26 protein-coding genes and 2 riboswitches are annotated in these 25,580 nt (G+C 62.9%); of the genes, 18 read left to right on the top strand and 8 right to left on the bottom strand.

Annotation, left to right across the window (positions count from 1 at the left end):
• Positions 1-129: 129 nt before the first annotated feature.
• From AAFX91_RS00755 to AAFX91_RS00715, 9 genes are all read left to right on the top strand, one after another.
• Positions 130-432, top strand: a complete 303-nt coding sequence (locus AAFX91_RS00755) for an urease subunit gamma (protein WP_130578173.1) — start codon at positions 130-132, stop codon at positions 430-432.
• A 19-nt stretch (positions 433-451) separates the two neighbouring features.
• On the top strand, positions 452-889 hold the full coding sequence (locus AAFX91_RS00750) for an urease subunit beta (RefSeq protein WP_130578172.1): 438 nt from the start codon (positions 452-454) through the stop codon (positions 887-889).
• Between the two features lie 40 nt (positions 890-929).
• On the top strand, positions 930-2,651 hold the full coding sequence (locus AAFX91_RS00745; RefSeq protein WP_282529353.1) for an urease subunit alpha: 1,722 nt from the start codon (positions 930-932) through the stop codon (positions 2,649-2,651).
• A 10-nt stretch (positions 2,652-2,661) separates the two neighbouring features.
• Positions 2,662-3,354, top strand: a complete 693-nt coding sequence (gene ureE, locus AAFX91_RS00740) for an urease accessory protein UreE (protein WP_282529354.1) — start codon at positions 2,662-2,664, stop codon at positions 3,352-3,354.
• The gene (locus tag AAFX91_RS00735; protein ID WP_394565257.1) at positions 3,272-4,057 is read left to right on the top strand and encodes an urease accessory protein UreF; all 786 of its coding nucleotides are present in this window, start codon (positions 3,272-3,274) and stop codon (positions 4,055-4,057) included. The genes ureE and AAFX91_RS00735 overlap by 83 nt, the downstream gene beginning before the upstream one ends.
• An 18-nt stretch (positions 4,058-4,075) precedes the next feature.
• Positions 4,076-4,720: an urease accessory protein UreG gene (gene ureG, locus AAFX91_RS00730; RefSeq protein ID WP_394565256.1), complete on the top strand. Its 645-nt coding sequence runs from the start codon at positions 4,076-4,078 to the stop codon at positions 4,718-4,720.
• Positions 4,717-5,667 (top strand): urease accessory protein UreD, encoded by a 951-nt coding sequence (locus AAFX91_RS00725; RefSeq protein WP_394565255.1) that lies wholly within the window; start codon positions 4,717-4,719, stop codon positions 5,665-5,667. Before ureG ends, AAFX91_RS00725 begins: the two co-directional genes overlap by 4 nt.
• A gap of 62 nt (positions 5,668-5,729) precedes the next feature.
• Positions 5,730-6,746, top strand: coding sequence for an urea transporter (gene yut / locus AAFX91_RS00720; RefSeq protein ID WP_394565254.1), 1,017 nt, complete (start codon positions 5,730-5,732; stop codon positions 6,744-6,746).
• A gap of 114 nt (positions 6,747-6,860) precedes the next feature.
• Positions 6,861-8,306 (top strand): GntP family permease, encoded by a 1,446-nt coding sequence (locus AAFX91_RS00715; protein WP_394565253.1) that lies wholly within the window; start codon positions 6,861-6,863, stop codon positions 8,304-8,306.
• A 58-nt stretch (positions 8,307-8,364) separates the two neighbouring features.
• Here the strand turns inward: AAFX91_RS00715 and AAFX91_RS00710 are convergent, their stop codons facing one another.
• Positions 8,365-8,763 carry a hypothetical protein gene (locus AAFX91_RS00710; protein WP_394565252.1) on the bottom strand — a complete coding sequence of 133 codons (399 nt, stop codon included), beginning with the start codon at positions 8,761-8,763 and terminating at the stop codon, positions 8,365-8,367.
• Between the two features lie 359 nt (positions 8,764-9,122).
• Positions 9,123-9,321: riboswitch (cobalamin riboswitch) on the top strand.
• A 30-nt stretch (positions 9,322-9,351) separates the two neighbouring features.
• Between AAFX91_RS00710 and AAFX91_RS00705 the strand changes: the two genes are divergently transcribed.
• Positions 9,352-10,311: a TonB-dependent receptor gene (locus AAFX91_RS00705; protein WP_394565251.1), complete on the top strand. Its 960-nt coding sequence runs from the start codon at positions 9,352-9,354 to the stop codon at positions 10,309-10,311.
• A gap of 45 nt (positions 10,312-10,356) precedes the next feature.
• On the top strand, positions 10,357-11,418 hold the full coding sequence (locus AAFX91_RS00700; protein WP_394565250.1) for a TonB-dependent receptor: 1,062 nt from the start codon (positions 10,357-10,359) through the stop codon (positions 11,416-11,418).
• 31 nt (positions 11,419-11,449) lie between these two features.
• Here the strand turns inward: AAFX91_RS00700 and cobD are convergent, their stop codons facing one another.
• Positions 11,450-12,439 carry a threonine-phosphate decarboxylase CobD gene (cobD, locus tag AAFX91_RS00695; RefSeq protein WP_394565249.1) on the bottom strand — a complete coding sequence of 330 codons (990 nt, stop codon included), beginning with the start codon at positions 12,437-12,439 and terminating at the stop codon, positions 11,450-11,452.
• Positions 12,440-12,448: 9 nt separating this feature from the next.
• Between cobD and AAFX91_RS00690 the strand changes: the two genes are divergently transcribed.
• Entirely contained in the window at positions 12,449-13,330 is an 882-nt protein-coding gene (locus AAFX91_RS00690; protein WP_394565248.1) for an ABC transporter substrate-binding protein, read from the top strand.
• Between the two features lies 1 nt (position 13,331).
• Positions 13,332-14,303: an adenosylcobinamide-phosphate synthase CbiB gene (gene cbiB / locus AAFX91_RS00685; protein ID WP_394565247.1), complete on the top strand. Its 972-nt coding sequence runs from the start codon at positions 13,332-13,334 to the stop codon at positions 14,301-14,303.
• Here cbiB and AAFX91_RS00680 read toward each other — a convergent pair.
• The 6 genes from AAFX91_RS00680 to AAFX91_RS00655 are packed head-to-tail and all read right to left on the bottom strand — an operon-like array spanning position 14,276 to position 22,115.
• Positions 14,276-15,763 (bottom strand): cobyric acid synthase, encoded by a 1,488-nt coding sequence (locus AAFX91_RS00680; RefSeq protein WP_394565246.1) that lies wholly within the window; start codon positions 15,761-15,763, stop codon positions 14,276-14,278. The genes cbiB and AAFX91_RS00680 overlap by 28 nt on opposite strands.
• Positions 15,763-16,392: a cob(I)yrinic acid a,c-diamide adenosyltransferase gene (gene cobO, locus AAFX91_RS00675; RefSeq protein WP_165421081.1), complete on the bottom strand. Its 630-nt coding sequence runs from the start codon at positions 16,390-16,392 to the stop codon at positions 15,763-15,765. The genes AAFX91_RS00680 and cobO overlap by 1 nt, the downstream gene beginning before the upstream one ends.
• Positions 16,389-20,099: a cobaltochelatase subunit CobN gene (gene cobN / locus AAFX91_RS00670; protein WP_394565245.1), complete on the bottom strand. Its 3,711-nt coding sequence runs from the start codon at positions 20,097-20,099 to the stop codon at positions 16,389-16,391. Before cobN ends, cobO begins: the two co-directional genes overlap by 4 nt.
• A gap of 18 nt (positions 20,100-20,117) precedes the next feature.
• The gene (gene cobW, locus AAFX91_RS00665) at positions 20,118-21,131 is read right to left on the bottom strand and encodes a cobalamin biosynthesis protein CobW (protein WP_394565244.1); all 1,014 of its coding nucleotides are present in this window, start codon (positions 21,129-21,131) and stop codon (positions 20,118-20,120) included.
• Positions 21,132-21,144: 13 nt separating this feature from the next.
• A complete protein-coding gene (cobU, locus tag AAFX91_RS00660) occupies positions 21,145-21,669 on the bottom strand; it encodes a bifunctional adenosylcobinamide kinase/adenosylcobinamide-phosphate guanylyltransferase (RefSeq protein ID WP_282529367.1) in 525 nt (174 codons plus the stop codon).
• The gene (locus AAFX91_RS00655) at positions 21,666-22,115 is read right to left on the bottom strand and encodes a DUF1636 domain-containing protein (RefSeq protein ID WP_394565243.1); all 450 of its coding nucleotides are present in this window, start codon (positions 22,113-22,115) and stop codon (positions 21,666-21,668) included. The genes cobU and AAFX91_RS00655 overlap by 4 nt, the downstream gene beginning before the upstream one ends.
• A gap of 110 nt (positions 22,116-22,225) precedes the next feature.
• A riboswitch (cobalamin riboswitch) is annotated at positions 22,226-22,407 on the bottom strand.
• A gap of 76 nt (positions 22,408-22,483) precedes the next feature.
• Between AAFX91_RS00655 and cobT the strand changes: the two genes are divergently transcribed.
• Genes cobT through AAFX91_RS00630 form a run of 5 tightly spaced genes read left to right on the top strand, consistent with a single transcriptional unit; the run spans position 22,484 to position 25,572 of the window.
• On the top strand, positions 22,484-23,539 hold the full coding sequence (gene cobT, locus AAFX91_RS00650) for a nicotinate-nucleotide--dimethylbenzimidazole phosphoribosyltransferase (protein ID WP_207234445.1): 1,056 nt from the start codon (positions 22,484-22,486) through the stop codon (positions 23,537-23,539).
• Complete coding sequence (gene cobS / locus AAFX91_RS00645; protein ID WP_130578510.1) at positions 23,540-24,322, top strand: adenosylcobinamide-GDP ribazoletransferase; 783 nt, start codon at positions 23,540-23,542, stop codon at positions 24,320-24,322.
• 28 nt (positions 24,323-24,350) lie between these two features.
• Complete coding sequence (locus AAFX91_RS00640) at positions 24,351-24,650, top strand: hypothetical protein (RefSeq protein WP_394565242.1); 300 nt, start codon at positions 24,351-24,353, stop codon at positions 24,648-24,650.
• Between the two features lie 25 nt (positions 24,651-24,675).
• On the top strand, positions 24,676-24,858 hold the full coding sequence (locus AAFX91_RS00635; protein ID WP_130578508.1) for a CbtB domain-containing protein: 183 nt from the start codon (positions 24,676-24,678) through the stop codon (positions 24,856-24,858).
• A 6-nt stretch (positions 24,859-24,864) separates the two neighbouring features.
• Positions 24,865-25,572, top strand: a complete 708-nt coding sequence (locus tag AAFX91_RS00630; RefSeq protein WP_394565241.1) for a CbtA family protein — start codon at positions 24,865-24,867, stop codon at positions 25,570-25,572.
• Positions 25,573-25,580: the final 8 nt, after the last annotated feature.

The following is a 25,580-nucleotide window of genomic DNA, read 5'->3' as shown; positions in this document are numbered from 1 at the left end:
CCTCCCTAATGCTGGGAACGATGCTCACAACGGTCACAACTGGGGCGGCCAGCCAAACTATCTGCTCGCGCGCTGTCTACTCGCGCACCCGCTTTTCCCGGTAAGGCAGTCACGGCTCGGGAGGATCACATGCAGCTAACTCCGAGGGAGTTCGATAAGCTGCTCGTCTACATGGTCGCTGACGTTGCACTAAAGCGAAGAGCCAAGGGCCTCAAGCTCAACTATCCAGAAGCCGTTGCTATCATATCGGCGGTCGCCCTTGATGGCGCGCGTGCCGGGAAGACGATCGAGGACGTCACCAACGAGGCGCGTACCGTCCTGACCAAGGCTGATGTGATGGACGGCGTCGCCGATCTTATTCCAATGGTGCAGATCGAGGCGGTGTTCACCGACGGCAGCCGCTTGGTAACGGTGCATACGCCGATCCAGTGAATGCCTACAGGAGGTCAACATGGCTGGACCAAAAACGGGCCCCGTTGTCGCCGCCCATGTCGACCCGGCGACGGCGAACGTGCCGGTCGGCGGTTACGTGTGCAGTTCGGCAGCGATCACATTCGATGCCGATCGCCCGGTGACGACGCTCAAGGTGCGCAATGCGGGAGATCGGCCGGTACAGGTTGGATCTCACTTCCATTTTTTCGAAGTCAATCGTGAGCTGGAATTCGATCGTGCAGCGGCGTTCGGGCTTCACCTCAATATCCCATCATCAACGGCAACGCGGTTCGAGCCCGGCGACGAACGCGAGGTTCAACTCGTCCCCTATGGGGGCATGCGCGCCGTTTATGGCTTCAACAATCTCGTCGATGGTCCCACCGCCGGCCGTGACGCCGCCACAGTCAAATCCAAGGCGGTGGCGCAGGCGGCGAAGCGAGGCTTTCGTTCCTCATAAATGAAGGCGTGAAACGCAAATCTCTTGAACGAGGGCCACCATGCCTACCATGTCTCGGCAAGAATATGTCGGCCTTTTCGGCCCGACGACGGGTGATCGCATCCGCTTGGGCGATACCGGCCTGTTCGTTGAAATCGAGCGCGACCTGCGCGGCGGCGCCGGCGACGAAATCGTCTTCGGCGGCGGCAAGAGCATGCGTGAAGGCATGGGCATGGATAATCAGGTGACGCGGGCGGCTGGCGCTCCCGACCTCGTGATCACCAACGTGACCGTGATCGACGCTGTGCTGGGCGTCGTGAAAGCGGATGTGGGCATCAAGGATGGCCGCATCTGTGCAATCGGCAAGGCCGGCAATCCGCAGACGATGGATCGCGTCACGCCCGGCCTGGAGGTCGGCCTGGCGACCGACGCTATCTCGGGCTCACATCTCATCCTGACGGCCGCCGGGATCGACACACACATTCATTTCATTTCTCCGCAGCAGGCGCAGGCCGCGCTCTCAAACGGCACCACGACTTTGATCGGTGGCGGCACTGGTCCTTCCGACGGCTCCAACGCGACGACGGTCACGTCGGGGCCTGGCAACATCAGCATGATGTTACGCGCGTTCGAAAACTGGCCGCTCAATGTCGGCATTCTCGGCAAGGGGCACGGACACGGCAAAGCGGCTCTGGTTGAGCAGATCGAAGCAGGCGCGGTTGGCGTGAAATGTCACGAAGACTGGGGCACCACCCCAGCGGTGCTTCGGTCCGCGCTCACCGTCGCTGACGAGACGGACACCCAAGTATGCATCCATACCGATACGCTCAACGAATCCGGCTTTGTCGACGATTCGATCGAAGCGTTTGAGGGGCGGACGGTCCATTCGTTCCATACCGAAGGGTCCGGCGGCGGCCATGCGCCTGATATCATCAAGATCGCCGGCCTTCCCAACGTCCTGCCATCTTCGACCAACCCCACGCTCCCCTACGGCATCAATTCGCAGGCGGAGCTGTATGACATGATCATGGTGTGTCACCACCTCAGCCCGGACATCCCGTCCGATGTGGCATTCACCGAAAGCCGTATCCGCGCCGAGACCATCGCTGCAGAAAACGTCCTCCAGGATCTCGGCGTGATCTCGATGTTTTCGAGCGATTCGCAGGCCATGGGACGCATCGGCGAATGCTGGCTGCGTTGTATCCAAACCGCCGATGCGATGAAGACCGGGCGCGGCAAGCTGCCGGAGGACGCGCCGGGCAACGACAATTTCCGGGTGCTGCGCTACGTGGCGAAAATCACGATCAACCCGGCGATCACGCACGGTATTGCCGACGTGCTGGGCTCGGTCGAGGTGGGCAAGATCGCCGACCTCGTCCTGTGGGAGCCCGCGTTCTTCGGTGCAAAGCCCAAGATCGTCATCAAGAACGGCTTCATTAGCTGGGCAGTGATGGGCGACCCAAACGCGTCGCTGCCGACCCCGCAGCCCACCTACTATCGGCCCATGTTCGGCGCCTACGGTGATGCGTTGCCGGCCAACTGCATCACATTCGTCTCCGGCGCCGCGCATGCTGCCGGGATCAAGGAGCGGCTGGGGCTCCGCCGACAGGTGATGCCGGTGAGAAATGTGCGCAAGATCGGCAAGCGCGACATGGTTCGAAATACCGGCACGCCTAAAATTGAGGTCAGTCCGGAAACCTTCGCCGTGACCGTCGACGGCAAGCACGCGACCGTGCAGCCTTTGACGACGGTCTCGCTGAATCAGAAGTATTTTTTCAGTTGAGGAATGCGCGATGATCCTCATCAAAACCGTTCTGGGCAATATCGGCGATCCCGAATGGGCTGGGCGGCTGTCTGGCGCCGATATAGATCTGATCGAGATCGACCAGTGGGAGGCGCAGAAGACCCGCTTCCGCAAGACGACCACAAAAGGCGCGGAGGTTGCAGTCTCTATCGACCGCGGCACACACATCCACGATGGGGACGTGCTGCTCTGGAATGCCCAGGCGCTCTCGGCACTCGTCGCTCGAATCGAGCTGCGTGACGTGATGATCGTGCACCTCGACGGTCTAACGAGCCTCGCGCCCGAGATGGCAATGCGCACATGCGTCGAACTGGGCCATGCCATGGGCAACCAGCATTGGCCGGCATTGGTCAAGGACAACCGCGTCTATGTCCCGCTGACGGTCGATCGCAAGGTGATGACGTCTGTCATGAATACGCACCGTTTTGATGGAATCCGATACGAATTCGTAGCCGGACGAGAGGTCGTTCCCTACCTCGCTCCGCATGAATCCCGTCGGCTTTTCGGTGGCGCGGAAGGGCCGGTGCATTCACACACGCACGAGAGCTATGCCGGCGTCGAGGCGGAGACCGGACGCGCGTACGGACATCCGCCGACGCATGCCCACTCCCATCCGGGAGCCGCCGCTCACGGACAAACATCGCCGGCAACGGCCGGTTCTGCGCGTGACCACCGAGAATGACCGTGTCGATGCGTCGAGGAGCGCCGCTTATCTCTCGCGGATGCTGCAGTTTGGTGACTCGATGTTCCCCATCGGCGGCTTCTCGTTTTCTTCCGGCCTGGAATCCGCCGTTCAGGAGGGCGTCGTCACCAAAGCGGCTACTCTTCGAGCGTTCGCGCGCACCGCGGTAGAGCAGGCGGCGCGCGGAGACTGCATCGCGCTGATCGCCGCGCATCGCGCCGCAACTGCCGGAGAGGTCGACACCCTCGCCCGAATCGATGCGCAGGTATACGCGCGCAAGCTTTCCGACGAAGCGCGAACAATGTCGGTTCGCATGGGCAAGAAGTTCACGGAGATGGGGGTCGAGGTGGTGGGCGCGCCGCTGCTTTACAGATGGCGTGAATGCATAGCGACGTCCGTTACTCCCGGGTGTTATCCCATCGCATTGGCGATTAATTTCGCCGTACAGAATCTACCTGCCTACCAAGCGTTTGTCGTGCACCAGTATGGCGTTGCCACAACGATCCTCGGCGCGGCCTTGCGACTGATGAAGGTCAGCCACATCGAGACGCAGAAAATTCTCTACGAGCTCACCGGGCAATTAGACGAGATGTACGCGACCGCCGCGGCGGCTCGACTGTCGGACATGGCAGGCTTTGCGCCTTTGACGGAAATTCTGGCCGCCGTTCACACCAGAGCGCATGTGCGCCTGTTCATGAACTGACGTTGAATGGAGCTTGGAATGTCGAAAAGTATCACGCGCATCGGCATCGGCGGCCCGGTCGGGTCAGGCAAGACCGCGATCGTGGAAGCCATTACACCGCGCTTGCTGGATCTCGGCATCAAGATGCTCATCATTACCAATGATGTGGTGACGACCGAAGACGCCAAGCACGTTCAGCGTACCCTCAAGGGCGTTCTGCTCCAGGAACGCATCCTCGGCGTGGAGACTGGTGCCTGCCCTCATACCGCGGTGCGCGAAGACCCAAGCATGAACCTCGCCGCGGTCGAGGATATGGAACGGCGCTTTCCGGATAGCGACGTCGTGCTGATCGAAAGCGGAGGCGATAATCTGACGCTGACCTTCTCGCCGGCGTTGGTGGACTATTTCATATATGTGATCGACGTCGCCGCGGGCGACAAGATCCCGCGCAAGAACGGACCCGGGATCACGTATTCCGACATCCTGGTCATCAACAAGACCGATCTTGCACCCTATGTCGGGGCCAGCCTTGAGGTGATGAAACAGGATTCACAGATGATGCGCGGCAGAAAGCCGTTCCTGTTCACGAACTGCAAGACGGGGGAAGGCATTCCGGAGTTGGTTGCGCTGATCGAACGAGAGTTTCTGTTCGATATCAATCCGCGGGCACGGCGGCCAGCATGATACCGGCGGCCTTCCCTCCCTGGGCCCGCGCCGAAGCGCTCGGCGCATCGATGCCGGAATTCGCTCCGTTCCAGGATGAACCGCCGCAGATGAGGAGTGGCAGTGTCGGCAAGACAGGTCTCCTACGTCTCGGCTTCGAGCACCGCTCCGGCCAAACGATCCTGGCGAACTTGCAGCGGCACGCGCCGTACATGGTGCAGCGCGCGCTGCATTGCGATGAAGAAATGCCTGACATGGCCTGCGTGTTTCTAATCACCACCACCGGCTGCGTGCTGCAGGGGGACCGGCTCGCTCTTGACATTACCCTTGGTTCACGCGCGCAGGCACACCTCACCTCGCAATCGGCAACCAAGATTCACGCGATGGACGCCAACTATGCGGCGCAGAGCCAGACTATCACGCTTGCCGATGACGCATACCTGGAGTTTCTTCCGGATCCCGTGATCCCGCACCGGCACTCGCGGTTTCTCAGCGACACACAGATCTGCGTGGCGCCGTCGGCCACACTGCTGTTTTCGGAAATCATTCAACCCGGCCGCAAGCACCATCGTCCCGACGAGTGCTTCGGAGCAACCGTATTGTCGATATCAACGTCGGCCACGCGGCCCGATGGTCGCCCCTTGTTCGCAGAGAAGCTGGTGATCGAGCCGCGCCGATATCTGATGCGGCAAACTGGCGTGATGAACTCCTTTGATGTGTTCGCCAACGTGATCCTGTGCGCCCCCAAGGACAAGGCAGAACGCATCCACGAGCGTGCGGAAGCCGATGTGAACCTCGCGGAAGGCGTGGCGTCCGGCGCCTGTCACCTGCCCAATGATGCCGGCCTGATCTTCAAGGTGCTGGGCCGTGAAACCGCGCAGGTGAAAGCCAAAGTACGGGAGTTCTGGGGACTGGTACGCAAGGAGGTCATCGGCGCAGCGCTACCTCCGCCTTATCTATGGCGATAGGGATCGACGGCGCCAACAGATGATCTCCAACAGCCGGTGCCGACACGTTCAAGGAGGCTGCAATGGAAACGATCTTGGCAAAGTGGGAACACCTCTCCGCATCGTCAGGTGCATTGCGGTTCTTGGACATCAATTTGCGCAGCATCGGACAAGTTATGTTTCAGAACAACCCGCTGACCGGGATTCTCTTTCTGGCCGCGATCGCCTGGGGTTCACACGCGGCCGGCGTACCCCGAGTGGCAATTGCGGGGATCGTCGCGGTCGTCGTAGCAAACCTAACGGCGCAATGGCTTCACGTCGATAACGAGCCGCTCTATTCCGGGCTCTATGGATACAACGCCGTCCTCGTCGGACTCGCGTTGGCGACATTTTTATCGCCGAGCGCGCTCATGTGGGTGTATGTGGTGCTGGGAGCGTCGGTTTCGGTCATCGTGATGCTCGGGACTGCCAACGCCGTCAAGCCCTGGGGTGTATCCAGCCTCACATTTCCATTCGTGCTGACGACGTGGCTCCTCTTGTTGGCTACGTATGGTTTTTCCGGTCTCGTAGGGACTGCGCTGCCGTCCGGCAACGTCATCACCGCCTTTCAACCCTATGAGGCCAGCCCGCTCAAGCTCATCGACCTCTTCCAGGGCGTGCTTCAAAGCATCTCACAGGTCTTCCTGAAGGCGAGTGCTGTGGCGGCCCTGCTGCTGCTCGCTGGCCTGGCCGTGAACTCATTGACTGCCGCCGCGTTCGCTCTCGCCGGCGCGATACTGGCAGTCCTGGTGGCCCATCTTTTCGGCGCTGAAAGCGACCTGATCACTGGCGGGCTTCTCGGCTTCAGCCCGGTACTGACCGCGATCGCGCTGGGTACCGTGTTCTACCGACCGAGCTGGCGAGTCGCGATCTACGCCATGCTGGGCACGCTGTTCACCGTCATCGCACAAGCGGCGCTGAACGTTGCGTTGACGCCGTTCGCCATCCCCGCGCTGACCGCGCCTTTTGTGCTCGTCACATGGATCTTCCTTCTTCCGCGCCAATGCTTCGAGCCGACTGCGGCTGGCGCTGGCGATGTCGTGAAAGCGCGCACAACCTAGATCAGCACTTTTGGGAGAGCCTGCATGGGCGACCGGAGTTTGGCAGTGCGCGCGGACGAGCACCAACGTCATCGAATCGCATATCTCAAGTCGTTGCTGAGGGAGGCCTGAGCCATGGGACTCATTGGGATATTGCTTGGTTTAGCCCTGCTCATGTGGCTCGCGTACCGTGGAGTGAGTGTTCTGCTGGTCTCTCCGCTGGCGGCGCTCATCGCGGCCGTATTCTCGGGCGAACCGCTGCTCGCGCACTGGACGCAGACGTTCATGGCCGGAGCGGCGCGGTTCGTCGCGCAGTGGTTCCCCATGTTTCTGCTAGGCGGGTTGTTCGGAAAGCTTATGGGCGACAGCGGTTCGATCAGCTCCATCGCGCAGTATTTGACCAACAAGTTGGGAGCCAGCCGCGCGATCCTCGCGGTGGTGATCGCCTCGGCTATTGTGACCTACGGCGGCGTGAGTGTGTTCGTCGCATTTTTTGTGCTGGCGCCCATGGCTCACGAGATGTTCCGGGCCGCGAACATCCCGCGCCGCTTGTTGCCGGCAACGGTCGGCCTCGGTGCATTCACGTTCACCATGTCAGTGATGCCGGGAACCCCCTCGGTCAACAACGCCATTCCGATGCCGTACTTCGGCACCACCACCTTCGCGGCCCCCGGGCTGAGTATCATCGCATCCGCTATCATCTTCGCCTTCGGCATGTGGTGGCTCGGCCGGGCCGAGGCTGCCGCGCGCAAGGCTGGCGAAGGTTACGGAGGCGAGGCGGATACCACTCCTGTCGTTGACGAGATGGTTCGCGAGCAAGCGGCGCCGGCGGGCGACTTCGACCCGGCCGAGTTGCCGCACGGCAAGCAGGCCGAGAATGTGCCTCCCTTCGCCCTGGCCGTACTGCCCCTCATCGTCGTTATCCTCACGAATTTCTTGATGTCGCTTGTCGTATTCCCGCGCCTCGATTTTTCGTTCCTGTCCGAGCCCGAGTGGGGCGGTACTACGATCGGGGCCGTGTCCGGCGTCTGGTCAGTTGTCGTGGCTCTCGCGGCGGCAAACTTGACGGTCCTTCTCATCAACCTCCGACGTTTGCCATCCTTGCGCGAAAGTCTCGACGCCGGGGCGAATTCTGCAGCCTTGCCGATGTTGATGATCGCTAGTCTTGTCGGATTCGGCGCAGTGGTTGCCGCGTTGCCGGCATTTGCGACGGTTCGCGATGCGGTATTCTCGATTTCCGGAGGACCGCTGGTCTCATTGGCTGTCTCTATGAATGTGCTGGCGGGGCTGACTGGTACTGCTTCTGGCGGTATGGCAATTGTGCTCAATGCATTTGGCGACGACTTCTTGCGTCTTGGCACGGAGCATCACATCGATACCGAATTGATGCATCGCATAACAACGATGAGCGCGGGCACTCTCGACGCCCTCCCCCACAACGGCACGGTGTTGCTGCTATTGCAAATCAGTGGTCTGACTCACCGTGAAAGCCATCTCGACACGGTGATGACCGTGATCGTCAGTTGCATTATCGCACTTGTTGCCGTCTTGATATTGGGTTCGGTTTTTGGATCGTTTTGACGGCTGAGATTACCGCTAACTTGGCCGATCGAGCTTGCCCGGGCCGGTCAGCGCAGGCTCATGCACCTCGCGCATCGCGGATTGCCTGAGCGACTTTCGTCGCCTGCGACACTCGTCCGATTCGCGCGCCCGTGACGATCTTTCTTCGGCGCGTGCTCAAGCGCGGCACCATGCCTTCGTTGGCGGTGGATCCGGCGGAGGGATAGGGAATAAAGCTCGCGGCTCGCAGCGCGAGAGCCTTTCGAGCCGCTTCGACATTGGCGATCCGAGCTGCCAGGTTGTGAAGACGCCTGAGCTCGCCGTTTACCCGCTTCAGTGCTGCGGCAAAGACCTGCTTGCGTTCCGAAGGGCGCTCGGCGGTTCCAGGGAAGTTCGCGCCGCGAGCTTGACCTTTTCCGCGCGTCTCTCGCCGCTTTTGTCGGCCGAGCGTTCGCTCCTTATCGCGCATCTTGCGCAAGCGGGATCGCATGTCCGCAAGATCGGTCGGCTCGACGTCATAGATGGCGGGATGATGCGTGAGGCGGATCGTCTCGTATTCGTCGTGGCTGAGGAGGCTGCGTTCGAGTTTGCATGGGAGCGACATTTCCTGTTCCTCCGTTGAATCTGTCGATGCTCACGTCAGCAGAATCATCCAGGTCTAGCGCCGCGTGTGGGTGACATGTCATGCTCGCATAAGGCTGTAGGATTGGCCATCTGCCGTCCTTTCGCCTGTCAGCAACTTTCTGTGTTCGTCATTCAGGTCGCCGCTATCAGCGATCTGGAAAAATGCTGTTGGGTTCTGATCGTTATCGATTTGAGTTTTGCTCCGCCTTGTGCTTCTTTGCGCGCGTCATCGGTGCCCTTGTAGGGTGAAACGGGAACGCGGTGCGGGAATCTTCCCAACGCCGCGGCTGCCCCCGCAACTGTAAGCGGATATTTGCGATCCGAATGCCACTGGACCTGCCAAGCAGGTTTGGGAAGGCGGATCGGGAAACGACCGCGAGCCAGGAGACCGGCCGTTGACGAGTATCAACTCGTTCGACGGTGGGTCGGCGGAAGGGCATTTATGAGCTTGCGGCGTTTTCTTGCCGGGTGTGCGGCCGTTGTCGCATGCAGTCACACTGGCGCGATGGCCCAATCGGGTCCCGAACAGCTTCCTGCTGTTGTCATCAATCCGGAGGTCCGGTCCAAACCTCCCACGAGGAACAGGGAAAGGTCTTCAACGACTGGTCCTGCGCGCCCAGCGCCCAGTACCGAAGCCGCTCCTGCAACTCCCGAAGTCGTTGTCACCCCCGACCGTACGCTGGAGCCGGCGAGCCGTACCGGAAGCTCGGTTAGCGTGGTCACGCACGAAGTGCTCGCGACCAGCAATCCGACCTCGCTCGTCGACGCGCTGCGGACGGTGCCCGGGCTCGATATCACCGAAAGCGGCGGGCCAGGCGCAACGACCAATGTGCGCTTGCGCGGCGCGAATACCGGTCAGACGCTGGTCATGATCGATGGCATCAGGGTCAACGATCCGACCGCCGCCAGTGGCGATTTCGATTTCGCGATGTTCGCCCCGAGCGCGATCGAGCGGATCGAGGTGCTGAAAGGCCCGCAGAGCGCACTCTACGGATCGGACGCGATGGGTGGCGTAGTCAACATCATCACCAAGAAGGGCGCCGGTCCAGCACAGCTCGACGTGAGCACCGAGGGAGGAAGCTACGGCACGGCGAGCAGCAGCGCATCGCTGACCGGAACCTCGGGGCCGTGGTCCTACGCATTCACGGGAAACGGGCAGCATAGCAACGGCTTTTCACGCTACGGCTATCGCATCCCCGCGCTCGAAGCCAAGTATGGTCCCCTCGAGCGCGACGGCTTCGACCGCGTCGGCGGCTCAGCACGCGTCGGCTACGACGCCGGCGAAGGCGTGCGCCTGGAGACGGGCATGCTGGCCTCGTTCACGCGGTCCGCCTACGACCAGGCCAGCGGAACGTTCCCGGACACGCCGTCGAGCGCGACGCGCCTTCTCGAGCAGGTCTGAGGACGCGCCTCATTCGACACGTTCGGTGGCATCCTCACCCATAGCGTGAGCGCGTTTGAAACGCACATCGATCGCTCGTTCGACGACGTCACCTACAAGACCAACAAGCTGCCGCAGAACACGACCTCCATCCTCTCCAATTTCGTCGGCGACAGCACAGGCCTGGAATATCAGGGCAACCTGAAGGTCGGCCCGCTCGGATCGCTCATCATCGGATCGCGCGTCCAGCATGAAACGGCGAGCACCTCCACCACCAACCTGCTGCCGATTGCCGGCGCGCCGACGCCACAGCTCGCCGGGACACAGGACACGAATTCAGTCTTCGCACTGTGGCAACTGCCGATCGGCGAGCGGCTCAACATCACGATGGGCGGCCGGGTTGACGACGTCGTTGACGTCGCACGGTTCGAGACATGGCGAACCACCGCGGCGTACACGATCGCGAAGACCGGCACCAAGCTGCATGCGAGCGCCGGGACAGGCGCCAAGGCGCCAACGCTCTATCAACTGTATGCGCCGACTTACGGCAATTCCGCGCTCAGCCCCGAGGAAAGCTTCGGCTACGACGCCGGCATCGACCAAAGCCTGTTCGGAGGCCGCGTCGTGGTTTCGCTGACCGGCTTCGGCAACCGGTTCAGCAACCTGATCGACTTTGTGACCGATGCGGCGCATCCGCTCGGGCACTACGTCAACGTCTCGCGCGCCGAAACCGACGGACTGGAGCTCGGGGTCAACGTCGATATCCTGCCGGGCTACCTGAAATTCAACGCCGCCTATACCTACCTGCAGGCCAAGGATCTTTCGACCGGCCTGACGCTGGCGCGCCGGCCGGAAAACCTGGCGAGATTCTCGTTCCCCATCACACCGATCAAGGATTGGCTGATCGAGCCGCGCGTGCTCGCGGTGTCGAAACGCTACAGCGGTTCAAACGAGACGCAGCCACTGGACCCTTACGTCCGCGTCGACCTCTATACCGAATACAAGATCGATGAGACCTGGAAGGTGTACTTGCGCGGCGAGAACATTTTCAACGAGCACTATCAGGAAGTGTACAACTACGGCACGACCGGGCCTGCGGCTTACGCCGGGTTCAGTGCCCACTGGTGAAACGGATGTGATGATGAGCGCGCGGGATGCGCTATCCGATCGAGCGAAACGCGCTAGCCAGGCGATCGAGACCATCGTCCGACGCAAGGCCAAATCGCAGCCATTCGCGTGCACAGTCGAAGCTGCGGCACCAGATGTGGCATCGTGCCAGTTCGGTGTGCAAGTTCGGGGCATCGGGATGGGAGGCAAGGCGAAAGAGCGTGGTCCCTCCGACAAGCTGAAGGCCGGCCTCTGTAAGGACATGATCCAGCTTGCTCGACTGGCGAGCGAGCTTCACGCGCGTCTCGTCGGCCCAGGATCGATCCCGCAAGGCGGCCGTGCCCAGGTGGAGCGCCGGGCCGGAGACTGGCCATGGACCCAGCGCCGCCGAGATACGTTCAACGATGTCGCGTCGGCCGATCACGAAGCCAAGGCGAAGCCCCGCGAGCCCATAGAACTTGCCGAAGGAACGCAGCACGAGGATGGGAAGGTCGGCGCTCATTCTGGCCGCACTGATGGCGGGATCGACATCGGCAAAGGCCTCGTCGATAACCAGCCAGCCTCCGCGGCGGTCGAGCCGCTCGGCAACGTGCCGAAACGCCCCGCCATCGGCGATACGTCCATCCGGATTGTTGGGGTTGACGACGACCGCGTGAATGGCGCGTTCAGGCAGCGCGGAGAGATCATTCACTGCGAGAATCTCCCTGCCTCCGCTGCTCCACGCCGCCGAATGCTCGCCATAGGTCGGACTGACGATCGCAACCGCTCCGGGACCTGCGAGATACGGGATCCATTGAATGAGCGTCTGGGTGCCGGTGGCGGCCGCGATATCCGCATCGTCGGGTACGCCGTAAGCTTGGCGCGCCGCGGCGAGGAGGTCCTGCTCGTCGGCCCGCGATGGCAAGCGCGTCCATGCACTGCCTGGAATGGGATGCGGAATCATCCACGGCCAGGGATTGATCCCGGTCGACAGGTCGAGCCAGTCCGCAGGCTCGCCGCCATGGCGCGCAATGGCTTCCGTCAGATCACCGCCGTGCTTCATGATCGCTTCATGCCATCAATCGCGCTCCTGCGCGAGACCCTTGTTGGCCTACTGCGGCCGGCGATCGGCGCAACGTTCGCGTTGCTGGCAGCATTGCTCGGAGGACATGCCGCTCATGCAGCCGATCTACCACGCGTCGCTTCCATCAATGTCTGCACGGACCAACTGCTTCTGGCGCTGGCCGATCCAAGCCAGATTCTCGGCCTCAGTCCCTATTCACGCGACCGCGCCCGCTCCTGGAACGCGGAAAAGGCCGCAGCCTACCCTCGACTATCAGGCGAAGCCGAAGATGTCCTGATATTGCGACCGGACGCGGTGGTTGCCGGCAAGTTCACCAAGCGTGCAACACGGGAATTGCTGAAGGACAAGGGCGTGCGCGTGGTCGAATTCGACGCGGCGCGTTCGCTGCAGGACGTGAAGAGCCAGATTCGGCAAATGGGTGAACTCGTCCACCAGCCGGATCGCGCCGCATCGGAAATACAGCGGCTCGACACGGCAATCCAGCACGCTAAGGAGGCGGTATCGCAGCGCCCCTATCGCGTGCTGGCCTTGTCGCGGCGCGGCTGGGTTTCGGGTGGTGGCAGCTTGATCAGTTCCATGCTGGCCACGATCGGCCTCAAGAACGCGGCAAGCGATTTCGGCTACAAGCTTGGAGGTTTTGCGTCGCTGGAGGCGATCGTTAAACTGAGACCCGATTTGCTCCTTGTATCTGACAGCGGCGACTTCGCGGAGGACGAAGGTGAAGCCTTCCTGTTGCATCCGGCGCTTGAACGTTTCTATCCGCCGTCGAAACGCCTGGTCATCCCCGAGAAACTGACGGTCTGCGGTGGGCCGATGCTTTCGGAGGCGCTGGAACGCCTCGTCTCCGAACTAAGCCGCGTGGCGCGATGATATGCTGGCGGGAAGCGAGACGATCTTGATCGTGGTGCTGGCGATCGCATTCGATGGGCTCATCGGCGATCCGGATTTGCTGTGGCGCCGCTTTCCGCATCCGGTGGCGCTGATGGGCTCGGCCATCAACATGCTCGATCGCGCGCTAAACCGCGAGCAATGGTCGGCCGCACAGCGCAAGGCCGCGGGATGCCTAACCACCGGCGTGCTGGTCGCGATCTGCGCAGGCCTAGGCCTGCTGCTGGAAGCCGCGCTGGGATCGACACTGCTCGGGCAAGCAGCCCAGGGGCTTGTGGCCTCCATCCTGATCGCGCAGCGCAGCCTCTATCAGCACGTCAGCCGGGTCGTCTCCGCCTTCACCGACGGTGGACTTGCCGGGGCAAGGCGCGCGGTATCCATGATCGTCGGCCGCGATCCGGAACAGCTCGACACCAGCGGCGTCTCGCGCGCGGCGATCGAATCCTGCGCGGAGAATTTTTCCGACGGCGTGGTCGCGCCGGTGTTCTGGCTGGCGCTGCTCGGGCTGCCGGGATTGTTCGTCTACAAGGTCGTCAACACTGCCGATTCAATGATCGGCCATCGCAGTCCCCGCTACGAATCCTTCGGCTGGGCAGCGGCGCGGCTTGACGATCTGCTCAACCTCGCTCCTGCAAGGCTGGCCGCCATCCTGATCGCGCTCGTCGCGCCGATCGCAGGCGGCTCCACGGCGCAGGCCTTCAAGATCGTGTGGCGCGACGCTTCAAAGCACAGGTCGCCGAATGCGGGCTGGCCGGAAAGCGCCATGGCAGGTGCGCTCAGTCTCGCGCTGGCCGGGCCACGCCGTTATGGCGACCGCCTCGTCGATGACCCCTTCCTCAATGCCGGTGCCCGGATGGATGCCGATTCTGCCGACATCCGTCGCGCACTCAACCTGCTGATTGCAGCGTGCTCGCTGGAGGCAGCGATCTATGCGGCACTGGCGTTCGTGGTCTGACGGCTCCGTGCGATCTCGAGCATGCGATCGATGTCGAGATGCGCTTCCAGATGGTCGGCGAGCGCATCGAGTGCCGACTCGATCCGCGGCTCATAAGCGACAGACGAAGCGACGCCGAGATTGGCCAGCCACGCCTTTCGGAAGCTGTCATTGACAAACAGCCCGTGCAGATACGTCCCCTGCACACGACCATCGGCCGAGCTGGCGCCGTCGGAGCGACCGTCGATCGTGACCACCGGGCGCACGCAATCCTCACCGCTGGTGCGGCCGAGATGAATCTCATAGCCCTCGATCGGGCTGCCTGTGGCGCAATGAATACCCCGCACGAGCGTCGTCGATTTTTCGGCATCCATCGTCGTGGCGATATCGAGCAGCCCCAGCCCCTCGACCGTGCCGGCCGGACCATCAATGCCATCGGGATCAGCGATCGTCCGGCCGAGCATCTGGTAGCCGCCGCACAATCCGAGCACCTGGCCGCCGCGCCTCGCATGCGCCTTGATATCGATATCCCAGCCCTGCGCACGCAGGAAGGTGAGATCCCCGATCGTCGATTTGCTACCGGGCAGGATGACGACATCGGCGTCGACCGGGATCGGTTCGCCCGGCCTCACGAACACCAGCCTCACGCCGGGCTCCATGCCCAGCGGATCCAGATCGTCGAAATTGGCGATACGCGCAAGCACAGGAACGGCGATGACCTTCCGCGCGAAAGACGTCTGCACGCGATCGAGATCAACGGCGTCCTCGGCAGGTAGCCAGGCTGCCTGAGGTAGCCACGGCACCACGCCGAGCGACGGCCAACTGGTTAGACGCGTGACCGCTTCAAGTCCCTGGTCGAACAGCCTGGGATCGCCGCGGAACTTGTTGATCAGGAAGCCGCGAATGCGCGCGCGCTCCTCGGCCTCCAGCACGAGATGCGTCCCTACAAGGCTGGCGATGACACCGCCGCGATCGATATCGCCGAGCAACACGACAGGTACATCGGCTGCCGTGGCGAAGCCCATATTGGCAATATCGCCGGCGCGCAGATTGATCTCGGCCGGACTGCCCGCACCTTCGACCAGAACGATATCCGCCACTTGCGCGAGACGCGCGAAACTGTCGAGCACCGCGGGCAGCAGCGCCGCCTTCTTTCCGAGATAATCGGCCGCGCGAAGCGTGCTACGCCGCTGGCCCTGCACGATCACCTGCGCACCGGTGTCGGTCTCGGGCTTCAGCAGCACGGGGTTCATATGGACGCTGGGCGGCATCCGCGCGGCGCGCGCTTGCACTGCTTGCGCGCGGCCGATCTCGCCGCCATCGACTGCCACCGCCGCATTGTTCGACATGTTCTGCGGCTTGAACGGCGCGACTTTGAGGCCGCGCCTCACTAGCGCGCGCGCCAGGCCCGCGACAACAGTCGACTTCCCGGCGTTGGAGCCAGTGGCCTGGATCATCAGCGCCGGCGTCGGCCTTGCCATCAGAATTCTATCCCCTTCTGACCCTTCACGCCGGCGCGGAACGGATGCTTGACCAGCGTCATCTCGGTGACCAGATCGGCCATCTCGATCAGCGACGCATGCGCGTTGCGGCCGGTGATGACGACGTGCTTGTCGGCCGGCTTCTCGTCACGGAGAAAGGCAAGCACTTCGTCGATCGGAAGGTAGTCGTAACGGAGGACAATGTTGAGCTCATCCAGCAGGACCATGCGATGGCGATCGTCGCGGATCAGCTCCTTGGCGCGTTCCCAGCCCTTCCGCGCGGCTGCAATGTCGCGCTCACGATCCTGCGTTTCCCAGGTGAAGCCCTCCCCCATCACATGCAAGGTCACGAGCTCTGGAAATTTGGCCAGCAGCCGTGCTTCTCCCGTGTCCCACTTCGGAGATTTCGTGAATTGAACGACGGCGACGGGATAACCGTGACCGATATGCCGAAACACCATACCAAGCGCGGCTGATGTCTTGCCCTTGCCGGTGCCGGTATGGACGATCAAGAGTCCTTTTTCGCCTGTCTTGGTCGCCATGATCTTGTCGCGCGCGGCCTTGTGCTTCCGGGCCTTCTCGCGATGGCGGGCATTCTCGTCATCGGCTTCGTGAGATGGGTTCATCATGCGATTTCTCTCTTTGCTTCGTGCAGACTTTCGGCGATCACATCCGCGGCGCGATTGGAGCGTGGTGTCCATAATCCGCGCCTGATTGCTTCCGCGAACCGGGCAGCCATCTCGCGGAGCGCCGCCGGGTTGGACTGCTCGATGAAATCTCGCACCCGGTCGTCTTCGAGATAGGCCGCGAACAACTGATCGAAATGATGATTCGAGACCGCATCGGTCGAGGCCGCGAAACCGAACAGATAGTCGACGGTCGCAGCCATCTCGAATGCGCCCTTGTAGCCGTGCCGCATCACGCCGGCGATCCATTTCGGGTTGGCGGCGCGGCCCCGCACCACGCGGGATATCTCGTGCGCCAGCGATCGCACCGCCGGCATCTCGGGCCGCGACGTATCGATATGCGCAATGCGCGGCGCCTGCCCGCGCAATGTCGACGCGGCGGCTGCCAATCCGCCCATGAACTGATAGTAGTCGTCGGAGTCCAGGATATCGTGTTCGCGGTTGTCCTGGGCCTGTGCGATCAGGTCGACGTCGGCCAGCCGCTCGACAAGATCGTCGCGGGCAGCGCTGCCCTCCGCCCCGGCGCCATAGGAATAACCGCCCCAATCCAGATAGACGTCGGCCAGATCAGCGCGATCGTCCCAGCCGCCCTCGTCGATCAAGGCTTGCAGCCCCGCGCCGTAGGCGCCGGGCTTTGAGCCAAACACCCGATGAGCAGCGCGGCGCTCGGCGAGCTCGCGGCTGATGCCGCTTGCTTCCAGCGTCTGCCGCCGGCGGCGGACATTCGCGGCGATCGGATTGGCGTCATCAGGTTCGTCGAGCGCCGCGACAGCCGCCACCGCGCTCGCGATGATGTCCATCTGGGTCGGAAACGCATCCCGAAACAGGCCCGAGACACGGAACGTGACATCGATGCGCGGACGTCTCAGTTCAGACAGGGGCGTGATCGCAAAGCCGGTCACCCGTCCAGAGGTCTCCTCCCAGGTCGGCCGGACACCGATCAAGGCGAGCGCCTGCGCAACGTCATCGCCGCCGGTGCGCATGTTGGCGGTCCCCCAGGCCGACAAGGCGATCGTGCGCGGCCATTCGCCGGTTTCCTGCCAGAAGGATTCGACGAGCCGTTCGGCCGCCAATTGCCCGATCCGCCATGCCGAGGGAGTCGGCACCGCGCGCACATCGACAGCGAAGAAGTTGCGACCAGTCGGCAGCACGTCGGGCCTGCCACGCGTCGGCGCCCCCGACGGACCGGGAGGCACGAAGCGGCCATCAAGACCGCGCAGCAATGCCGCCATCTCCTGCGGCGGGCTCGCGTCAATGGCCGGCCGCAATCTCGTCTCGATCCATTCCAGAACAGCCGCGGTGCGCACCCATGACGGATCCGGCTTCATCTCACCCGACACCAGCCGCAACGCCAATTCTTCGATCCGCTCGACCGCGTCTCCCGTCGTCCGCCACAAGCGTGAGCAGAGTTCGACCAGAATCGCCGGCCGTGGCCCAGTGAATGTGCCAGCGAGATCGCGGGTCAGCGGGTCGAAATCGGCAAGACCAAGGTCAAGCACCAGTGACCGCTGCAGCGAGGCGTCTTCCGGCTTGCGGTCCGACCGCGGCACACGCGCAATCGAAACGAGGAGATCGGCGCACTGCCCCGCATCCGGAGCGCGCCCGAACACGTGGAGACCGTCCCGGATCTGCATTTCCTTGATGTCGCAAAGATGCGCGTCCAGCGCGCGCAGCGCCTCGCCGACCGGCACGTCCCGCGTCAGGTTGACATCGGCATCGAGCCACTGCGCCCGCGCCATCGAAAGGATGTCCTCGGCGATAACAGCCGCGCGCTTCGGATCGAGGTCGGTTGCAACCGAATATTCATCCACCATCGATTCCAGCCGCGCCAGATCGTCGTGCAATCCGGCACGGGTCATCGGCGGCGTCAGATGATCGACGATGACCGCGGAGGTGCGGCGCTTGGCCTGGATGCCTTCGCCGGGATCGTTCACGATGAATGGATAGAGATGCGGCAACGGGCCGAGCACCGCATCCGGCAGGCAATCGGCGGAAAGCCCGGTGCTCTTGCCGGGCAGCCATTCCAGATTGCCATGCTTGCCGAGATGAACGATCGCGTGGGCGTCGAAGACGCGGCGCAGCCAAAGATAGAACGCCAGATAGTGATGGGGAGGAACGAGGTCCGGATCGTGATAGGTGCTCTTGGGATCGATGTTGTAGCCCCGCGCCGGCTGCACGCCGACAACGACGTTGCCGAACCGATGCAGGCCGAGACGAAACACGCCATTGGTGACGTGCGGATCATGGACGGGATCACTCCAACGCTCCGTGACCGCACGCTGAACATTGGGAGGGAGCGCACTAAATGCCGCTTCGTATTCCGCAAGCGGCCATGAGGCGCCGCCACGTCGCAAGGCGCGGTCGGCGAGCGCATTGGTCGGTCCCTGCTGCAAGAGCCGCATCATGCCGGCCACATCGTCAGGTGCGCCCGAAATAGCGTAACCCTCGTTCCCCATAGCAGTGAGAATTCCGATCAGGCTTTGCGGCGTATCCAAGCCGACGCCGTTGGCAAGACGGCCGTCGCGATTGGGATAGTTGGCGAGGACGATGGCCACCCGTCGCTGGCTCGCAGGCGTACGGCGCAGCCGCACCCACGCCGCGGCGAGATCGGCTGTAGCCTTAACGCGATCCTCGACCGGCCGGAAAGCTGTCGGCGTGAACGAGCCAAGACTCTGTCCAGCTTCCTTGAACGCAATAGCATTGGCGAAGATGCGCCCGTCGACCTCCGGCAGGACCACATGCATGGCAAGGTCGCGCGGATTGAGGCCGCGGGTCGAGCTTTCCCAACTCTTGCGGGAAATGCCGGCCTGGGCGACCTGCAGCACGGGGCAGTCGGTCTCCGACAATATCCCGGCGTTTTCGCGCGCGGTCGCCGTCGCAAAGGCCGTCGCGTTGACGATGATATCCGGCGGATGCGCGGCGAGCGCCGTGCGGAGAAATGCGATCGAGCGCTCGTCCTTGAGGCTTGTGACATAGAGCCCGACTACATTGAGCCCACGCGCCCTGAGCGCGGAGCACAGCGCATCGACCGCGGCGGTATCGCCGCCTGCGACGAGGGCGCGGTAGAAGATCACGACAGCGTTGGGGCGTTCGTCGGTGGCAGGTTCGCCGTTCCAGAAGCCGGCGGCCGGCATTGGCCGCGCCGACGGCGGCCTGTTGCCGTGGCCGATCAGATGCGCGGCGAAGCGAAGCGCCAACTGCGCGTTGTCGATGCCGCCTTCAGTACAATAGCGCCACAGTTCGTAGGTCTCGTCGGCGCCGAGCGTGCCGCGCGCGGCTAATGCGGCGTTCCAGTCGGTTTCGCCGGGAATGCAGGCGAACAACGCTCCGCGCTGAATCGCGTCGCGCCGAAGACTTTCGACACCGTGCGGCCAATAACTTTCGCCGCCGAGCATCCTGAGTACGACGATCTTCGCTTCGCTCAGCGTGCGTTCGACATAGAGATCGACCGAGGCGGGATGACCAAGAGCCAGCAGATTGGTCAGGCGGACACTTGGGAAGTCCGCAGGCAACGCAGCATGCGCAGCACCGAAGGCCGCCAGATCACTGTCGGCCGCAGACAGGATGACGATCTCGGCGGTTTCCTGCCCGAGGTCGCGAGCGACATCGCCGTCGTCGATGCTGCCGCCGCTGTCGAGTTTCAGATGCATTGATCGCCTTTCGAAAGGCTATCCCGCAAGCGCGCGGCGCGCCGCATCGGCGTCGAAGCCCTTCAGGCCGATCACGACCAGATGCTCGGCCTGCTTGGCGTCAGGCCGCGCGAACGCCAGCTCGACACGGCTGCCGACCGCCTGCACCACGATCGGCGCAGGCTTCTGGGAGATCCGTGCATGGCCCTTGACGCGCAGCACCCCCGAGAGACCGAGGACGTCGCTGACCCGCGCGCGCATCGCCTCGACGCTCTCGGCCGCCGCAGGCGTCACGACGATGCTGTCGAAATCGTCGTGATCGTGCTCTTCTTCTTCGCCGTGGTGACCCGCCCGCGCGGCGAGGTCATTCTCGGCATCGGCTTTCATTCCGATCAGGACATCGGGAGCAAGCGCACCATGGGAGCGGACGACGCGAACACCTTGCCTCAATTGTGCGATGAGCCGCTGTTCGATGCCACCAAGCACCTCCTGCGACACCAGATCGCTCTTGGAAAGGACCACGAGGTCGGCACAGGCGAGTTGATCCTCGAACACTTCTTCGATCGGGTCGTCGTGATCAATCTCTTCGTCCGCGGCACGCTGAGCCCCGACGGCCTGTTCGTCGAGCACGACGCGCCCCCCGGACAGCGCCAGCGCATCGACGACCGTCACGACGCCGTCGACGGTCGCGCGCGTGCGGACCGCAGGCCATGCGAACGCTTTCAGTAGTGGCTGCGGCAGCGCGAGTCCGGAGGTCTCGATCACGATCGCATCCAGCGGTTCGTCGCGTGTCAGGAGCGTGTCCATCGTCGGAATGAAATCGTCGGCGACGGTGCAGCAGATGCAGCCGTTGGTCAGCTCGACGATATCGCCGGGCGCACAGGCCTTGGCCGCGCATTCCTCGACAAGACCGCCGTCGAAACCCGCATCTCCAAACTCGTTGACGATGACGGCGATGCGGCGACCGTCGGCTTGCGTTAGAAGCGAGCGCAACAGCGTCGTCTTTCCGGCCCCGAGGAAGCCAGTAAGCACGGTAACTGGAACACGAGACATATTTCAGGACTCCTTAAGAGGAACGTTTGAGCCACAGCGGAAGGCCGGCCGCGACGAACACGACGTTGGGAACGACCGAGGCGATTACTTGATTGAGACGGCCCTGCGCATCGCGGAATTCGCGGCCGAGCCTGGTTTCAGGCACGATGCCGAGACCGACCTCGTTCGACACCAGGACAACAGGGTTTGCTGCTACGCTAAGAAACCGCGCGAGCCCTTTCGTCTCGACATCGGGGTCACGCCCTGCGAGCATCAGGTTGGAGAGCCAGAGTGTCAGGCAATCGACCAACACCGCGCAGCCGGGCCGCGATACCTGTGTCAAGGCATCAATGAGCGCCAGCGGCTCCTCCACGGTTGTCCAATCCGACCCACGCCGGCCGCGATGATGCGCGATCCTGTCCTGCATCTCTCCGTCGCCTGCGGTCGCCGTTGCCAGATACACGCGTGCAAGGCCGCTTTCGGCAATCATCCGCTCGGCAAAAGCCGATTTGCCCGAACGTGCGCCCCCCAGCACCAGCGTGGTCGAGAGATCAGTCATTTCGGAGCGCTGCCATCCTCGGGCGACCAGCGGGCGGGCGGCAGCCGCGCCACCATTCCCTTGCGCAGGATTTCGGCGCGCTCGCGCCACGGCACCAGGCCGTAGGTCGACTTGCGATAGGAATCGACGAAAGACACGACGGCACTAGCACCCTCGGGCTGGAGGTCGCCGAACAGGAACGTGTAACCATCCGAGCTCGAAACCGCGACCGTGGTCGGCCGCTTGCACACGCTCAAGCACTGCACGCGCCGGACTTGAACGGCAGCATCACGTTCGCTTGTAGCGATCCGGATCGCGTCGAACATGGCAGGGCCAGCCAGGACGCCCTCTGACGTCTTGCAGGTGACGCATACGCTCACGATGACAGAACCGCCAGGCGCGGTCGCAGGCAAAGCTTCGTCCGGGCGAGTATCAGCGTCTTGCTGATCGACGTCGTTGCGATCCATCACAATGCTCAAGTCAGGGCCATGACGGCCGCGAGCTTTGTTGGATCGCGTTCGACGGTGGAACGACCATCGAACTCATTCCGTCCGGTGCACCCCGCCCGACGAACCTCCAAAGCACAATACGCGATGGCAGGTCTCCTGGCTCGCGGGTCGTCGCCTCTCGCCGCCTTCCCGGTCATCCCAGTGGCTTCGGCTTTGGCTCGCCGCTTACAGTTGCGGGGGCAGCGTCGGCATTGCACCGGCTTCCCTTTTTCACCTTCCCGAAGGAAGGACCATCGCCGCCACGCTAGCTGTCCCCGCGACGGCGGTCAACCGCAGTTGACCTGCCCGTTTCCTTCGGCCACTTAAGGCGCGCGCACGAGGAGCCCATGACCTTCCAAATCCCATCTGACTGGCAAATCCCCGCGATCGCTCCAATCGATCAGACGCTTGCCGCAACGATGCGCGCGCGAATCGACGGCAAAGCCAAGCCGCCGGGATCGCTCGGACGAATCGAAGATTTGGCTGTGCAGCTCGGCACGATCACCCATCCGTCGGCCGCAGCGCTGCAGAACGCCGTCCTGCTCGTGTTCGCTGGTGATCACGGGCTGACGGAAGAAGGCGTTTCGCAATATCCGTCCGCCGTGACGGCCGCGATGGTAAGGACCTATCTCGCAGGTCGCGCCAGCGCCAACGCCTTTGCGGCCGCCTCGGATGTCAGGATCCGCGTCGTGGACGCCGGCGTCGCCAGCGAACTGCCTTCCCATCGCGACCTCCTCGCCATCAAGATTCGGGCCGGCACCGCGAATTCTGCGCGCGAGGCGGCGATGTCGGCCCAGGAAGCGCGCAAGGCGCTCGCGGCCGGCTTTGCCATAGCTTTCGGTGAAATCGATGATGGCGCCGACATCATCGCGCTCGGCGAGATGGGAATAGGTAACACGGCGTCTTCGGCGCTTCTGGTGCATCGGCTGGCGCCCGCTCCGCTGGATGACTGCATCGGCGTCGGCGCCGGCCAGGACGAGCCGGGCATGGCGCGCAAGCGCGCTGCCATCCACAAGGCGGCCAATCGTAGCGATGCCACGGCGCCGTTCGAGGTGCTCAGGGAATTCGGCGGCCTCGAGATCGCCATGATGGCGGGCGCAGCGCTTGGCGCAGCGGCGCATCGTCGTCCTGTCGTCATCGACGGCTTCATTTCGTCCGCTGCCGCCCTTGTTGCCGTCAGGCTGGCGCCGGCGACGCGCGACTATTGCGTGTTCGCGCATCGGTCGGCCGAAAAGGGTCACGACATCGTGCTCGCGGCGCTTCAGGCACGGCCGCTACTCGCTCTCGACATGAGACTTGGCGAGGGTACCGGCGCGTTGCTGGCCGTCCCGCTGGTACGGGCCGCGTCCCGCCTGCTGACCGATGTCGCCGACCTCAGCGACGTGCTGGAGGGAAGGATCTAGATGCGCCTGGATCGTTTTCGCGACGCGGTCCGATTCCTTACGATCATCCCTGTCGGCGCTTCGAACGATGCGCCTGATTCCGAGTGGCTGGTCCGCTCGTCGCAATTCTTCCCGCTGGTTGGTGCGATCGTGGGTCTCGTTTCGGCGGCGACCCTTGTGCTCACAGCCCTCGTGTTGGGGCCAGTCATCGCGGCGCTCCTGGCGGTGTTGGCAAGTGTCCTTCTCACCTGCGGATTGCACGAGGATGGCCTGGCCGATACCGCAGACAGCTTTGGCGGCGGCTGGACGGTCGAACAGCGTCTCACCATCATGAAGGACAGCCGGATTGGAACCTATGGCACGCTTGCGCTGATTTTCGCAATTGCATTGCGCGTCGCGGCGCTCGCCGAGATGCCGGCCTGGATTGGCGCGGCGGCGCTGATTGCGAGCGGAGCCGCCGGCCGCGCCGTGGTGCTGCCGATCGTTGGCTGGATGAAATATGCAGGCAACACGTCCGCGATGAAGGTGGCCTATACGCCCTCTCCGCTCCGGGCAGGCGAAATCGGCTTCGCAACGATTGTGGCGCTGCTCGCACTGACGCCACTTGCTGCGGCCTCCGGTACGCATGCCCCAACCGCGCTTATTGTCGGCATCGCTTACGGTATCGCACTGGCAGTTGCGGTCACGCTGTGGTCGCGACGGCTGATCGGCGGCTATACCGGCGACGTGCTCGGGGCCATCGAGCAGGTGTTCGAGGTCGGCTTTCTGCTCGGCGTTGCCGCCGTCATCCGGTCGGCCATGTGATCTGCGCCCATGTTCGAGTGAGTCATCGGTGTCTGACAAGAGCGAACCGATCTGGCGAAGCGACATCGATTCATCGGCATTCCGTCCCACCGGACACATGGGTATATGCGTCATGCACCGGCGCGCATTCCGGACGCTGCTGGGTTACACGCCTTCGCCACGGCAGTGCATCGACTTCTACCTGATACACCGCGATTCGTTCGAAGCGGCGGCCCACGCCAAGCTGATCGCCAGAAGCATCCGAGAAACGGAGAACTTTCATCTCACGAGCCGCGACATCCGTCGCCGGATAAAAAATTCGGTCGCATCGGGCGATGCCGTGGGCTAGAATGACTCGCGGAATGAGGATCACCATGCAGCAGACGCAGTCAGCCGATTTTACAGCCGTTGCAACCGGCACGAATGTCATCGTTCAGGCCGTTCTGGCGATGGCTCTCGGTCTGTTCGTCGTTGGCATGGTCGGCTTTTCGCACATCAGTGCCGTCCATAACGCCGCCCACGACGTGCGCCACGCGAACGCCTTCCCCTGTCACTGACGACAGATGCACGTCTTCAGATCGATCGTGTTTGCGGCGTCGCTTGCCGGGTTGATCGTCGGCGCGCTGATATCGGTCGTGCAGTTCTTCGGAACCGTGCCGCTGATCCAGAAGAGCGAAATCTACGAGAAAGCCGCGGCCGATGCGCAGCAAAAGGCCGCCCATTCCAGTGGTGGTGAAGCGGATCATCATCACGATGCGGAATGGGAACCCGAAGAGGGCTTGCAGCGCAACGCCCTGACCGTCGCCGCCAACATCCTTACCGCGATTGGCTTCGGCCTCATGCTCACCAGCATCTATGCGCTTCGGCAACGACCGGTCCATTGGCGCGAGGGTCTGTTTTGGGGCCTTGGCGGCTTCGTCGTTTTTGTCGCGGCGCCCGGTCTCGGCCTCCCTCCGGAGCTGCCGGGTTTGCCGGTCGCCGATCTCACCGCGCGGCAAATCTGGTGGGTCGCTACCGCCGTTCTGACAGCATCAGCGCTCTACCTCCTGGTCCTGCGCTCTGAACCGTGGGCTGCGGTCCTCGGGCTCATACTCATTATCATACCGCATCTCGTCGGCGCGCCTGTTGCGCCCGAGTCTCATGTCGAAGTGCCGGCCTCCCTTTCTCACCAGTTCGTGGTGACCGTCGTACTCACCGGACTTTTGTTCTGGAGCCTGCTGGGCATCGCAACCAGCCTCGCGTTCGAGAAAGTATCAAGACAACGAAGTTAGGCGGCCGA

The sequence above is a fragment of the Bradyrhizobium sp. 31Argb genome (assembly GCF_043638955.1).
Classification (GTDB): domain Bacteria; phylum Pseudomonadota; class Alphaproteobacteria; order Rhizobiales; family Xanthobacteraceae; genus Bradyrhizobium.
Note: the sequence above shows the minus strand (reverse complement) of the source record. Positions and strands in the feature narration are given on the sequence as shown.